Raw genomic sequence first — 12,547 nt, forward strand, 5'->3', positions numbered from 1 at the left:
GTCCGCGGACGCGTGCCCGCCCACACTCTCAGATCACGGCGACCGGGTCCTCCCGGCGCACGACCCCCGGGGTGACGACGTCGGCGTCGACGCCGAAGGGGACCTCACCCTCGGGCCGCTCCCGCCGGGCGAGCGTGTGCAGATGCCGCGTGTCGAGCTCGCCCGTCTCGCAGTTGATGTCGACGACCCGGCATCGGGGGACCGGGCCGCGCACCCGGACCACGGCCTCGCCCAGGCGCAGCAGGCTCCCCGGCTCGGGGTCACGGTCGGCCTCGATCGTCAGCGTCGCGCGGAACCGGGCGGCCTGCGCCTCGCCGAGGTCGCGCAGCGCCCCGGTCGTCACCATGCTCACGGAGCCGCCGTAGACGACCTCGCCGGCTGAGCGGATGCGGGCCAGCCGGACCGGTCGGCCCAGGTGCTGGCCGAGGAGGTCGGCATGATCCGAGGCCATGACCTCGAGCCGGGCTCGCCGCCCCCAGTAGTCGGCCTCGACGACCTCACCGGTGGGTGTGGGCTCCCCGGTGAGGGGCCCTCCCTTCGGCGTGGTGACCGTCAGCCGGGGGCCGCCCAGGGAGGCGGAGACGAGGACCATCGACGGGTTGTCGACCGTGCGCAGCACGTGGTCGCGGTCGGCCTCGAGCAGGCAGAAGAGCCGGTCGCCGCGTGGGCCCGTCGGGTCGACGTGGAGGTGGGCGAGGTCGGCGTGGCGGGCGCCCTTGAGCGGCGTGAGTCCGATGCGGGTGATGTGCACGGCCGCCAGTCAACCAGCCGTGGGCTCAGGCGACGTGACGTTCGTAGTCGCGGTCGCCGCGGAAGGGCATGAGGTGCTGCTCGACGATGCCCTCCGGCACGCTCTCCAGCCGCAGGACGCCGTACTCCTCCGGCCAGCTGCCGTCACGGGGGAGCTTGAAGCTGCCCATGAGCATGTCGACGACCGGCAGGTGGATCGCGTAGTTGCGGTCCCAGTAGTCGACGTGCCGGGCGTGGTGCCAGTGGTGGTAGCGCGGCAGGACGACGAGGTACTCGAGCCAGCCGAAGCGCACCCCGATGTTGGCGTGGGCCACGACGGCCTGGAGGCCGACGATGATGACATAGGCGTTCATCGCGGGGGTCGAGAAGCCGAGGACCATGAGCGGCAGCAGGACGATGCTGCGGGTCAGGACGGTCTCGGCGAGGTGGACGCGCGAGCCGGCGAGCCAGTCGAGGTCGCGGCTGGAGTGGTGCACGGCGTGGAACCGCCACAGGCTCTTCACCCGGTGGTAGGCGCGGTGCAGCACCGCCTGGGCGAGGTCGGCGACGAAGACCGCGAGCAGGACCTGCAACCACAGGGGGACCGCGCGGACCAGCTCCTTGATCGGGTCGACGGCGATGGCTGCGGCGACCGTCGTCGTCGACGTCGTGACGACGATGAGGATCAGCTGGACGAGGACGTGGCTGAGGAAGAAGTAGCAGACGTCGGTGCGCCAGCCCCGGCGGAGCACCGGGTGCGGTCGGTGGGCGAGGTGGCGCTCGAGCGGGATGAAGACGACCGCCGAGAAGACGAGCGAGAGGATGAACCAGTCGACACCCAGCGACCACGGGGTCGCCTCGATCTCGCCGAGGGGGACCTCGGACCCACCCAGCAGCACAGCCACCGTGGCCGCGACGACCCCGGTGAAGGCGATGGGCCGTCGCTGCCCGGCGAGCACGGCGACCGTGCCGATGACCAGAGCTCCGATGATGCCGACGAGCAGCAGCCCGCGGGCGAAGCCCGAGGTGTAGACGGGGCGGAACTCCTGGCTCGTGAGGAGCTCGGGGAAGTGGAAGCACAGCACGGCGAGCAGGCTGAGCACGCCGAACCAGCAGGCGGTGTGCGGGAGCAGTCGAGCGTCCTTGGTGAGCATGCATCGACGCTAGGGAGGGCGAAGGGGGCGCGGCCTGAGGTCTGGTACTCAAGGTGGAATGCGTTGGGGGCCGCCCCCTTCGCGGGGATAGAGTTCTTCGCGGTGCCCGGCCGGGCACCGCACCCCGTCCCACAGGAGCATCCCGTGTCTGCCCAGATCACCATCAACGTCGCCGGAGACGAGCGATCGGTGGACCGGGGGACTACTGCGGCGGACCTCTTCGAGGGGGACCGGGCGGTCCTCGTCGCCCGGGTCAACGGCGAGCTGCGCGACCTGGCCCACGAGGTCGCCGAGGGCGACGTCGTCGAGCCGGTCACGGCCGCCGAGCAGGACGGTCTCGACGTCCTGCGCCACTCCACGGCCCACGTGCTCGCGCAGGCCGTGCAGCAGATCAACCCCTCCGCCAAGCTCGGCATCGGCCCGCCGATCCGCGACGGCTTCTACTACGACTTCGACGTCGAGGAGCCCTTCACCCCCGAGGACCTCAAGGCGCTCGACAAGGCGATGCAGCGGATCATCAACGAGGGCCAGACCTTCGTGCGCCGCGAGATCAGCGACGACGACGCGCTCGTCGAGCTGGCCGACGAGCCCTACAAGTGCGAGCTCATCGGGCTCAAGGGCGGCGCCTCCGAGGACGCGGCCGAGGGCGCCTCGGTCGAGGTCGGCGGCGCCCAGCTGACGATCTACGACAACGTCCGCCGCGACGGCACCCGCGCCTGGGGCGACCTGTGCCGCGGACCGCACGTGCCGAGCACCAAGGTCATCGGCAATGCCTACAAGATCATGCGCAGCGCCGCGGCCTACTGGCGCGGCAGCGAGAAGAACCCCCAGCTGCAGCGTGTCTACGGCACGGCCTGGCCGTCCAAGGACGAGCTCAAGGCCTACCTCGACCGGCTCGCCGAGGCGGAGAAGCGCGACCACCGCAAGCTCGGGCGCGACCTCGACCTCTACTCCTTCCCCGACGAGATCGGCTCCGGCCTGCCGGTCTTCCACCCCAAGGGTGGCGTCATCAAGCGCGAGATGGAGGACTACGTCCGCCAGCGGCACATCGAGGAGGGCTTCGAGTACGTCGGCACGCCGCACATCGCCAAGGAGGGGCTCTTCCACACCTCCGGCCACCTGCCCTACTACGGCGAGGGGATGTATCCCCCCTTCGACGTCGACGGCATGGACTACCGCCTCAAGGCGATGAACTGCCCGATGCACAACCTCATCTACCGGAGCAAGCAGCGCTCCTACCGCGAGCTGCCGCTGCGGCTCTTCGAGTTCGGCCACGTCTACCGGCACGAGAAGTCCGGTGTCATCCACGGCCTGACGCGGGTGCGCGGCTTCGCCCAGGACGACAGCCACTCCTACGTCACCAAGGAGCAGGCGCCCGACGAGATCCGCCACCTGCTCGACTTCATCCTCGGGCTGCTGCGCGACTTCGGTCTCGACGACTTCTACCTCGAGCTGTCCACCCGGGACGAAGGGGGCGAGAAGTCCAGCAAGTTCATCGGCAGCGACGAGGACTGGGCCGAGGCGACCGCCGTCCTCGAGCAGGTGTGCTCCGAGACCGGGCTCGAGCTCGTGCCGGACCCGGGCGGCGCCGCCTACTACGGCCCCAAGGTGTCGGTGCAGGCCCGTGACGCCATCGGCCGCACCTGGCAGATGAGCACGATCCAGTACGACTTCAACCAGCCCTCGGCCGACCGCTTCGCGCTCGAGTACCAGGCGGCCGACGGCTCGCGGCAGCAGCCGGTGATGATCCACTCGGCGAAGTTCGGCTCGATCGAGCGCTTCATCGGTGTGCTCGTCGAGCACTACGCCGGCGCCTTCCCGGTGTGGCTCTCGCCCGTCCAGGTGCTCGGCGTGCCGGTCGCCGAGGAGTACAACGACTACCTCTGGGACGTGCTGCAGCAGATGCGGGCGAAGGGGATCCGCGTCGAGCTCGACGAGAGCGACGACCGCTTCCCGAAGAAGATCCGCAATGCGAGCAAGTCCAAGGTGCCCTTCACCCTCATCGCCGGCGAGGAGGACCGCAGCAACAACGCCGTCTCCTTCCGCTACCGCGACGGCAGCCAGGAAAACGGGCTGCCGATCGAGACCGCGATCGCGCGGGTCCTCGCGGCCATCGAGGCCAAGGACCAGATCACCTCGGCCCCGAGCCTGACCAACCCCGGCCCCGACGCCGCGCCCGCCGGCACGATCTGAGGCGTCAACCCCACAAGAACCCGCATTTCCTTAGGTCGTGCGGCCTCCGGGCCGCATTTCCTCAAGGAAGTGCGGGTTCTTGGCTATGTTGCGGGCATGACGACGCGGATCCGCCCGATCGAGCGCGACGACGCGCTCTCGCTCGGCGCGCTGCGCCTGCAGCAGGACCGGGAGGTCGGGCACACGCCGCGGCCCGGCTTCCTCACCGACTACGCCGATGCGCTGCTCGCCGACTTCGACGGGGTCCGTGGCTGGATCGCCGAGGAGCCCGACGGGCGGCCGGTCGGCTGCGTGCTCGCGCTGCGCGTGCGCAAGCTGCCCACGCTGAGCCACCTCGGGCGGCCGGAGTGGTGGTACGTCCAGCAGGTCTTCGTCTCCGCCGACCGACGCCGCGAGGGGCTGGGCCGCCGCCTGCTGCACGCGGTGCAGGAGGCCGCGACCGCCGAGCGGGTCCGCTTCGTGCGACTCAACGCCAGCGACGCCGGGCGGCCGCTCTTCGACGCCACCGGCTTCGACGACCCGACCGCCCGGCTGCGCGAGTGGGTCCCGCGGCAGGTCTGAGCGCCGGCCCGGCCAGGGGACGAAGGGGGCGGACCCCCCTTCGTCACGGGGCGTGACAGGATCGGGCCCATGACGCAGCAGGACCACCCGACCGAGGACGCGCGCTCCCTCGTGGGCGTGCCCGACGGCTTCGACCGGCTGTGGACGCCGCACCGCATGGCCTACGTGACGGGGGAGCGGCCGAGCGACGACGCGGGAGACGGGTGTCCCTTCTGCGTGGCCCCCGACAAGGACGACGCCGAGGGGCTGATCGTCCACCGCGGCGAGACCTGCTTCGTCGTCATGAACCTCTTCCCCTACAACGCCGGTCACGTCCTCGTCTGCCCCTATCGGCACGTCTCGCTCTACATCGACCTCACCGACGAGGAGACGGCGGAGTTCACGGCCCTGACCAAGACGGCGATCCGCGCGCTGCAGGCCTCGTCCAACCCGCACGGCTTCAACCTCGGGATGAACCAGGGCGCCGTCGCCGGCGCCGGGGTGGCAGCGCACCTGCACCAGCACGTCATCCCGCGGTGGGGCGGGGACATGAACTTCCTGCCGATCATCGCCCAGACCAAGGCGCTGCCGATCCTGCTCGAGGACGCCCGTGCGGCCCTCGTCGCGGCGTGGGAGGACGCCAGCCGCTGAGGCTGCTCGCCCACACGCCGGTGCGCCGTCCGGCGGCGGTGCGGGGCGCGGTTACGCTGGACCCGCCATGCTCAATCGATACGCACGCGCCGCCGTCACCCGGATCCTCACCCCGGTGGCGCGCCTTCTGCTCCGGCTGGGCATCAGCCCCGACGCCGTCACCATCATCGGCACCCTCGGCGTCTGCCTCGGTGCCCTCGTCTTCTTCCCCCGCGGGCAGCTGCTCGTCGGCGTGCTCGTCATCACCGCCTTCGTCTTCTCCGACACGATCGACGGGATCATGGCCCGCCAGCTCGACCGGTCGAACCGCTGGGGTGCATTCCTCGACTCGACGCTCGACCGGCTCGGTGACGCCGCGATCTTCTCCGGCCTGGCGATCTGGTTCTTCCAGGGCGGCGACGACCGGCTCATGGCCTGGCTCGCCCTGGCCTGTCTCGTCCTCGGCAGCGTCGTCTCCTACGCGCGCGCCCGCGCCGAGGGGCTCGGGATGCGGGCCGACGTCGGCATCGCGGAGCGGGCCGATCGGCTCGTCGCCGCGCTCGTCACGACCGGCTTCGTCGGCATGGGCCTGCCCGAGGTGGTGCTCAAGGTCGTGCTCGGGCTGCTTGCCGTCGCCAGTGTCGTGACGATCTTCCAGCGCGTCCTGCTCGTGCGCCGGCAGGCCTTTGCCCAAGAGTCCTCCGGCACCGCACCCGCCGGGTCATGACGCGGCTCCGGCAGCGCGCCACCGTCCTCGCCTTCCTCCTGGCGTGGCGGGCGCTGCGGCTGCTGCCGGCCCGGCTGGCCTATCTCCTCTTCGGCCTCGCGGCCGACCGCACCCACCGCGCCGACGGCCCGTCCGTCCAGCGGCTGCGGGCCAACTACGCCCGGGTCCGCCCGGAGCTGTCGGCGGACGAGCTCGAGCGGCTCGTCGCCGATGGCGTGCGGGCCAGCCTGCGCTACTACGTCGAGGCCTTCCGACTGCCCGCGGTGAGCGGCGAGCACGTCGACTCGGTCGTCCGCTTCGAGGGGGCGATGCCGCAGCTCAAGGCGGACCTGCTCGCCGGCCGACCGGTCCTGGCCTTCCTCGGCCACACGGGCAACTGGGACCTCGCCGGGGTCTGGTGCGCCCGCCACCTCGGCACCGTCGTCACCGTCGCCGAACGGCTCGAGCCGGAGGAGATGTTCCGCGCCTTCCTCGACTACCGAGAGAGCCTGGGCATGGTGATCCACCCGGCCGAGCGGGGCACCTTCGTCAGGCTGCGCGAGCAGCTCGCGACGGGGGAGCCGGTCGTCATGCCGCTGCTCGCCGACCGTGACCTGTCCGCGAGTGGCGTCGAGGTCGACCTGTGCGGGCACCGGGCGCGCATGGCCGCCGGCCCCGCGGCCCTCGCCGTCGAGACCGGCCTGCCGCTCTACCCGGTGACGCTGCGCCACGAGCGGGTCGGCGGCACCTGGGGCATGGTCGTGACCGTCCACGACGCCGTCGCCGTCGCACCGGCGAGCGCGCCCGACGCGGTGGCCCGCACGACCCAGGCCTGCGCCAACGCCTTCGGCTCGGCGATCCGCGAGCACACCGCCGACTGGCACATGATGCAGCGGGTCTTCGTCGACGACCTCGACCCGGCACTCGATGCCGCCCGACGCGAGGCCTCCCGACGGGAGGTCGCATGAGGATCGGCCTCGTCAGCCCTTACTCCTTCGACGTGCCCGGGGGAGTGCAGTTCCACATCCGCGACCTCGCGGAGTACCTCGGCGCCCACGGTCACCAGGCCTCCGTGCTCGCCCCGGCCGACGAGGGCACCGCGTTGCCCGACTACGTCGTGCCCGCCGGCCGCGCCGTGCCGATCCGCTACAACGGCTCGACCGCCCGCCTGCTCTTCGGCCCGGTGGCGGCGGGCAAGGTGGGCCGCTGGCTCGAGGAGGGCGACTTCGACGTCGTGCACATCCACGAGCCGCTCGCACCGAGCCTGTCGATCCTCGCGTTGTGGGCGGCGACGACCCCCGTCGTCGCGACCTTCCACACCTCCAACGTCCGCTCCCGCGTCATGCAGGCTGCCTACCCCTTGCTGCGCCCCTCGTTGGAAAAGATCCACGGCCGCATCGCCGTCTCCGAGGACGCCCGCCGCACGGTGACGACCCACATCGGCGGGGACGCCGTCGTCATCCCCAACGGCGTCGACACCTCGGCCTTCGCCTCGGTCACCCGTGACCCGCAGTGGACCGGTGCGCCCGGCCGACCGACGATCGTCTTCCTCGGCCGCATCGACGAGCCGCGCAAGGGTCTGCCGGTCCTCACCGAGGCCATGCCCGCCGTGCTCGACGCCGTGCCCGGGGCGCGACTGCTCGTCGTCGGGCCGGGCAGCGCCGAGGCGGCGCGAGCGCGCATGCCCGAGCGGGTCGCTGCCGCAGCCGAGTTCCTCGGCGCCCTGTCCGACGAGGACAAGGCGCGTGCGCTGGCCTCGGCCGACCTCTACGTCGCGCCGCACACCGGGGGAGAGAGCTTCGGGATCGTGCTCGTCGAGGCGATGGCCGCCGGTGCGCCGGTGCTCGCCAGTGACCTCGCGGCCTTCCAGCGGGTCCTCGACGGAGGCCGGAGCGGCATGGCCGGGGCGCTCTTCCACTCCGAGCGCCCCGACGACCTGGCGGCACGCACGATCGAGCTCCTCGGCGATCCGGCGCGACGCGCGACGCTCTCACAGCTGGGCCGGGAGCGGGCACGCGTCTTCGACTGGGACGTCGTGGCCCGCGAGATCATCGCCGTCTACGAGACGGTCCTCGACGCCGGGCACCGGCACCACGAGGTCACCCGTCTGCGGCCGGGGCTGGGGCGCCTGCCCGGCGAGGGCCGTGACCACGGTCAGGCAGGAGAGCCATGGAGACGCTGAGCTGGATCGCCCTCGCGCTGTGCGTGGTCCTCGTCCTCGCCTGGTACCTCTCCTACAGCGCGGCGCGGCTCGACCGGCTGCACGCGAAGGTCGAGGGGGCCCTGTCGGCCCTCGACGCCCACATCGTGCGGCGTGCCGAGGCCAGCCTCGAGCTGGCCAACTCCGGTGCCCTTGACCCGGCGAGCGGCTTCCTCGTCGCTGCGGCGGCCAGCGAGTCGCTCGAGCGCGTCAACGAGCGCACCTTCGAGACCGATCTGCTGGAGGGACAGCACTTCGCGGGGCGTGAGGCCGTCGAGAGCGAGCTGACCGAGGTGCTCCACGCGGCCCTGCCGCCCGAGGTCGCGCGAGGGATCGACGCGGACGGCGGGTCGGGCGCCGCCGCGCTGGAGCGCGTGCGCGAGGCCGGGCTGCGGGTGCAGTTGGCCAGGCGCTTCCACAACGAGGCGGTCAAGGAGGTCCAGCGGGTGCGGGCCAAGCGCATCGTGCGACTCTTCCGCCTCGCCGGCTACGCCGCCCTGCCCCAGACGGTCGAGTTCGACGACGCCCTCCCGGGGGCGTGAGCCGAGCCTCCCTTCGGCCCGGCCACAGGGGCGAAGGGAGGTCAGGAGCACTCGTCGACGGCAGCCAACAGGTCGTCGGCGAGCGCGGCGGCCTCCGCGTCGGTGAGGTCGTGCACCGTGAGCCGCAGGTGCTGTGACGGCTCGTCGCCCTCCTCGAGGCGGAACCCGTCGCCCGTGCGCACGAGCCAGCCGCGCCGGGTCAGTCGCTCGGTGACCTCGCGGGCGGGAACCGGCAGAGGGACCCACAGGCTCATCCCGTCGCCCGCGACGGTGGGCAGACCCCGGTCGGTGAGCAGCCCGGCGAAGCTCGCGTTGCGCTCGGCGTAGTGCGCACCGGCCCGCTCGATGAGCGCCAGCGCCGCCTCGTCGGTCATCACCGCGTGGGTGATCCGCTGCAGCAGGTGACTCACCCACGTCGTGCCGGGGCTCAGGCGCAGCTCGAGCCGGGCTGCGGTCTCCGGGTCGCACGCGGTCACGGCGAGGCACATGTCGGGCCCGGCGAACTTCGACACCGACCGCACGAGGGCCCAGCGCTGGTGCTCGGGGCCCACGATCGAGTGGAAGGGCTGCCGGGACAGGTAGGAGTAGTAGTCGTCCTGCACGACGAGGACGTAGGGGTGGTCGGCGAGGACCTCGCGCAGCGCCGCGGCTCGCTCGGCGGTGAGCGACGCCCCCGTCGGGTTCTGCGCCCGCGGGGTGCACACGACCGCCCGCGCGCCCTGCTCGAGCGCGTGCCGCAGCCCCGCCACGGTCATCCCCTCGTCGTCGACGGGGACCGGGACCGCCCGATAGCCGCCGAGCTGGGCCAGGTGGATGCTCGCGAGGAAGCACGGGTCCTCGAGGGCGACGGTGTCGTCGCGCAGGAGCGCCTGGGCGAGCAGCCGCTCGACCGCGTCGACGGCGCCGCTGGTCAGGGTCAGGCGCAGGTCGTCGGCCCCCACGGGCACGTCGGGCGCCATCCACTCCCGTGCCCAGGAGCGCAGGTCGGCGTCGATCGTCGGCTCGCCGTAGAGCACGTGGCGTCCGGCAGCGGCCGCCAGCGCCGGGCCGAGGTCTGGGATGAGGCTCGGGTCCGGGTTGCCGGTGCCGACGTCACGCAGGGCACCCGCACCGGCGAAACCCTCCTGGGGCACCCGGCTGCGTCGGGCCACGCGGGTCCCCGCCCGTCCCTGGGAGATGACGACACCGGAGCGAGCGAGGTCGCGATAGGCCGCGACGGCGGTGTTGCGGTTGACGCCGAGCTGTTCGGCCAGCGCCCGGACCGGGGGCAGCGCCTCGCCGGGGGCGAGCTGCCCGCGCTCGACGAGGCCGCGCACGCTCTCGGCGATCTCGGCCGCGGTGCCGCCGGAGATCTGCGGCGTCTGGGTGCTCACGACAGCCGAGTCTAGGTGGCGTCGTCCCCGTCCGTGGACGGCGGATCGGCATTGTCCTGTGCCGTGCTAGTTTTTGGCCTAGATCAAACGACGTCGCAACCTGCGACCCGACGAGGAGCACGACATGAGCACCGAGACCCAGACCCAGACCGGGACCGCGCGCGTCAAGCGAGGCATGGCCGAGATGCTCAAGGGCGGCGTCATCATGGACGTCGTCACCCCCGAGCAGGCGAAGATCGCCGAGGACGCCGGAGCCGTCGCCGTCATGGCCCTCGAGCGCGTCCCCGCCGACATCCGCGCCCAGGGTGGCGTCTCGCGGATGAGCGACCCCGACATGATCGACGGCATCGTCAGCGCGGTCTCCATCCCCGTCATGGCCAAGGCCCGCATCGGCCACTTCGTCGAGGCGCAGGTCCTGCAGTCGCTGGGTGTCGACTACATCGACGAGTCCGAGGTGCTCACCCCGGCCGACTACGCCAACCACATCGACAAGTGGGCCTTCACCGTCCCCTTCGTCTGCGGCGCGACCAACCTCGGCGAGGCGCTCCGTCGCATCACCGAGGGCGCCGCGATGATCCGGTCGAAGGGGGAGGCCGGCACCGGTGACGTGTCCAACGCGACGACCCACATGCGCCAGATCCGTCAGGAGATCCGTCGCCTCCAGGGTCTGGCGGAGGACGAGCTCTACGTCGCGGCCAAGGAGCTGCAGGCCCCCTTCGAGCTGGTCAAGGAGGTTGCGACTGCCGGAAAGCTCCCGGTCGTCCTCTTCACCGCCGGTGGGATCGCCACGCCCGCCGACGCCGCGATGATGATGCAGCTGGGCGCCGAGGGCGTCTTCGTCGGCTCCGGGATCTTCAAGTCCGGCAACCCCGCCCAGCGGGCCGAGGCGATCGTCCGGGCGACGACCTTCTTCGACGACCCGGACATGCTGGCCAAGGTCTCTCGCGGGCTCGGTGAGGCCATGGTCGGCATCAACGTCGAAGAGATCCCGCAGCCGCACCGCCTGGCCGAGCGCGGCTGGTGACGTGTCACCCAGCGCATGGGTGAGGGGCCCCGGTCGACGACCGGGGCCCCTCACCTGCCGCCGCCCGGTCAGTAGCTGCCGACGAACTGGGTCCATCCGGGGTACAGCTCGGCGCCGTCGGACACCAGGATCTTGCGGTCCGCGGCCTTGCGCAGGTCGAGCGGGCGGCCCAGCTTGAAGCTGTAGATGCGGATGACCGAGCGACCGCCCCCGCCGCTCAGGCCCGCCCGCAACCCGTGGTCGGTCTTGCCGCTCATGGCGATCGTCGTGGTGGAGATGATGTTGTGCGGGGGGCCGTAGACGGCCACGTACCCGGCCCGGTCCACGCCCAACCCGGTGACCCCGGTGCACAGGTGATGTCGGTTGCCGTAGGCGAGCGCGTCGGCAGACGTCTCCGAGAAGCGGATGCGACACCCGCGCTGAACGAGGGCGATGGGTTCGACGGAGCCGTCCATGAAGGGTCCGTATGCGTGCGCTGCGGGCGTCGTCACGGCATTGGACACTCCCGGTCGCTGGGTCGTCTTGGTCCAGGAGAGCCACACGTTCGCGGTGCTGCCGACCACTCGCGCCTAGTCCTGCAGCTGCCGCAGGTCGAGCCGCCGACGCAGACGGGAGTCGAAGATGCTCACCGTCTGACCGACGGGGTCGCGGACACGCCGGTGACCAGACCGCGGGTGGCGAGCGTCTCGTCGGGGTCCGCCTGGGCGTTGACGACCGCTCCACGCTGCTCGGTCGACGAGACGACCTGCAGGTCACCGGTGGATGACAGGCGCACGGACGAGACCCCGATGCATCGGTGCGACGAGTTGGCGTGGACGCGCGGGGTCTCGCTGTCGAAGCGGATGACGCATCCGCCCGCGATCGTCGTCTCCGACGTCGCCGTGCGGTCACGGTAGGGGCCGAGCGCGTCGTACCCCGGGTCCTTGAGCAGGGACGCCGCGGTCGTCCCGGACGGTGTCACCTTGACCCAGCCGATGACCAGGTCGGCGCCGACCACCCTCCGCCGCTGCGTGGTGCTGCGCAGGCTGATCCGGCTCTTGTCCCGGGCGTCGTAGAACCTCACGGTGACGTGCTTGCCGTTGCCCGTGGCACTGGTGTCAATGCCGCGAGCACTGAGCACGGGGCCGGCCTGCACCATGATCCGCAGCGAGGGATACGGCGCCTGGGGCGTCATCCGCACGATGAGGTCGCCGCGGCTGTCGACCCCGAGCGAGCTGACGCCCACGCAGGGCCGCCCCGCGGAGCCGACCGGACTCGCGGTCCCGGCCGCGTCGAAGGCGATCCGGCACCCTCCGACGACGTACCGGTCGACCGGGACGAACTCGTCGTCGATGGCCGCAGCGTTCCCGGACGGGACGAGGAGGACGGCGAGGAGAAGTGCTGACAGGACGGACGCGATCAGCCCGCGGCGAGGCATGATGAGCAAGGTGACCCCCGGTGACCAGCCCGGGCTTCC

At 71.9% G+C, this 12,547-nt stretch carries 13 protein-coding genes; 8 read left to right on the plus strand and 5 right to left on the minus strand.

Going from position 1 to position 12,547, the window contains the following annotated elements:
• Positions 1–28: 28 nt before the first annotated feature.
• A complete protein-coding gene (locus NMQ01_RS07275) occupies positions 29–751 on the minus strand; it encodes an MOSC N-terminal beta barrel domain-containing protein (protein WP_255186186.1) in 723 nt (240 codons plus the stop codon).
• Positions 752–776: 25 nt separating this feature from the next.
• Positions 777–1,883 carry a sterol desaturase family protein gene (locus NMQ01_RS07280; RefSeq protein WP_255186187.1) on the minus strand — a complete coding sequence of 369 codons (1,107 nt, stop codon included), beginning with the start codon at positions 1,881–1,883 and terminating at the stop codon, positions 777–779.
• A 144-nt stretch (positions 1,884–2,027) separates the two neighbouring features.
• On the opposite strand from NMQ01_RS07280, the gene thrS reads away from it, so the two are divergent.
• The 7 genes from thrS (at position 2,028) to NMQ01_RS07315 (ending at position 8,694) form a co-directional block, all read left to right on the plus strand.
• Complete coding sequence (gene thrS, locus NMQ01_RS07285) at positions 2,028–4,076, plus strand: threonine--tRNA ligase (RefSeq protein ID WP_255186188.1); 2,049 nt, start codon at positions 2,028–2,030, stop codon at positions 4,074–4,076.
• A 96-nt stretch (positions 4,077–4,172) separates the two neighbouring features.
• On the plus strand, positions 4,173–4,637 hold the full coding sequence (locus NMQ01_RS07290) for a GNAT family N-acetyltransferase (RefSeq protein ID WP_255186189.1): 465 nt from the start codon (positions 4,173–4,175) through the stop codon (positions 4,635–4,637).
• A 69-nt stretch (positions 4,638–4,706) separates the two neighbouring features.
• A complete protein-coding gene (locus NMQ01_RS07295; protein WP_255186190.1) occupies positions 4,707–5,267 on the plus strand; it encodes an HIT domain-containing protein in 561 nt (186 codons plus the stop codon).
• A 67-nt stretch (positions 5,268–5,334) separates the two neighbouring features.
• Entirely contained in the window at positions 5,335–5,973 is a 639-nt protein-coding gene (gene pgsA, locus NMQ01_RS07300) for a phosphatidylinositol phosphate synthase (RefSeq protein WP_255186191.1), read from the plus strand.
• A complete protein-coding gene (locus NMQ01_RS07305; protein WP_255186192.1) occupies positions 5,970–6,920 on the plus strand; it encodes a phosphatidylinositol mannoside acyltransferase in 951 nt (316 codons plus the stop codon). Before pgsA ends, NMQ01_RS07305 begins: the two co-directional genes overlap by 4 nt.
• A complete protein-coding gene (locus tag NMQ01_RS07310) occupies positions 6,917–8,134 on the plus strand; it encodes a glycosyltransferase family 4 protein (protein ID WP_255186193.1) in 1,218 nt (405 codons plus the stop codon). The genes NMQ01_RS07305 and NMQ01_RS07310 overlap by 4 nt, the downstream gene beginning before the upstream one ends.
• Positions 8,122–8,694, plus strand: a complete 573-nt coding sequence (locus NMQ01_RS07315) for a hypothetical protein (RefSeq protein ID WP_255186194.1) — start codon at positions 8,122–8,124, stop codon at positions 8,692–8,694. Before NMQ01_RS07310 ends, NMQ01_RS07315 begins: the two co-directional genes overlap by 13 nt.
• A gap of 41 nt (positions 8,695–8,735) precedes the next feature.
• Here NMQ01_RS07315 and NMQ01_RS07320 read toward each other — a convergent pair whose 3' ends face one another.
• On the minus strand, positions 8,736–10,067 hold the full coding sequence (locus NMQ01_RS07320; protein ID WP_255186195.1) for an aminotransferase class I/II-fold pyridoxal phosphate-dependent enzyme: 1,332 nt from the start codon (positions 10,065–10,067) through the stop codon (positions 8,736–8,738).
• Positions 10,068–10,191: 124 nt separating this feature from the next.
• Here NMQ01_RS07320 and pdxS point away from each other — a divergent pair, with 124 nt between their 5' ends.
• Positions 10,192–11,091 (plus strand): pyridoxal 5'-phosphate synthase lyase subunit PdxS, encoded by a 900-nt coding sequence (pdxS, locus tag NMQ01_RS07325; RefSeq protein WP_255186196.1) that lies wholly within the window; start codon positions 10,192–10,194, stop codon positions 11,089–11,091.
• Positions 11,092–11,159: 68 nt separating this feature from the next.
• On the opposite strand, the gene NMQ01_RS07330 is transcribed toward pdxS, so the two are convergent.
• Together NMQ01_RS07330 and NMQ01_RS07335 are read right to left on the minus strand one after the other, a co-directional pair.
• Complete coding sequence (locus tag NMQ01_RS07330; protein ID WP_255186197.1) at positions 11,160–11,546, minus strand: hypothetical protein; 387 nt, start codon at positions 11,544–11,546, stop codon at positions 11,160–11,162.
• Positions 11,547–11,716: 170 nt separating this feature from the next.
• Positions 11,717–12,508 carry a hypothetical protein gene (locus NMQ01_RS07335; RefSeq protein WP_255186198.1) on the minus strand — a complete coding sequence of 264 codons (792 nt, stop codon included), beginning with the start codon at positions 12,506–12,508 and terminating at the stop codon, positions 11,717–11,719.
• Between the last annotated feature and the right edge of the window lie 39 nt (positions 12,509–12,547).

This window comes from Janibacter sp. CX7 (assembly GCF_024362365.1).
In the GTDB taxonomy this organism is placed as follows: domain Bacteria; phylum Actinomycetota; class Actinomycetes; order Actinomycetales; family Dermatophilaceae; genus Janibacter.

Bases quoted from the DNA above. Each gene is read 5' to 3' on its own strand.
- NMQ01_RS07280 (WP_255186187.1), bottom strand. From the start codon at position 1,883: ATGCTCACCAAGGACGCTCGACTGCTCCCGCACACCGCCTGCTGGTTC.
- NMQ01_RS07290 (WP_255186189.1), top strand. From the start codon at position 4,173: ATGACGACGCGGATCCGCCCGATCGAGCGCGACGACGCGCTCTCGCTC.
- NMQ01_RS07295 (WP_255186190.1), top strand. From the start codon at position 4,707: ATGACGCAGCAGGACCACCCGACCGAGGACGCGCGCTCCCTCGTGGGC.
- pgsA (WP_255186191.1), top strand. From the start codon at position 5,335: ATGCTCAATCGATACGCACGCGCCGCCGTCACCCGGATCCTCACCCCG.
- NMQ01_RS07305 (WP_255186192.1), top strand. From the start codon at position 5,970: ATGACGCGGCTCCGGCAGCGCGCCACCGTCCTCGCCTTCCTCCTGGCG.
- NMQ01_RS07310 (WP_255186193.1), top strand. From the start codon at position 6,917: ATGAGGATCGGCCTCGTCAGCCCTTACTCCTTCGACGTGCCCGGGGGA.
- NMQ01_RS07315 (WP_255186194.1), top strand. From the start codon at position 8,122: ATGGAGACGCTGAGCTGGATCGCCCTCGCGCTGTGCGTGGTCCTCGTC.
- pdxS (WP_255186196.1), top strand. From the start codon at position 10,192: ATGAGCACCGAGACCCAGACCCAGACCGGGACCGCGCGCGTCAAGCGA.
- NMQ01_RS07330 (WP_255186197.1), bottom strand. From the start codon at position 11,546: ATGGACGGCTCCGTCGAACCCATCGCCCTCGTTCAGCGCGGGTGTCGC.
- NMQ01_RS07335 (WP_255186198.1), bottom strand. From the start codon at position 12,508: ATGCCTCGCCGCGGGCTGATCGCGTCCGTCCTGTCAGCACTTCTCCTC.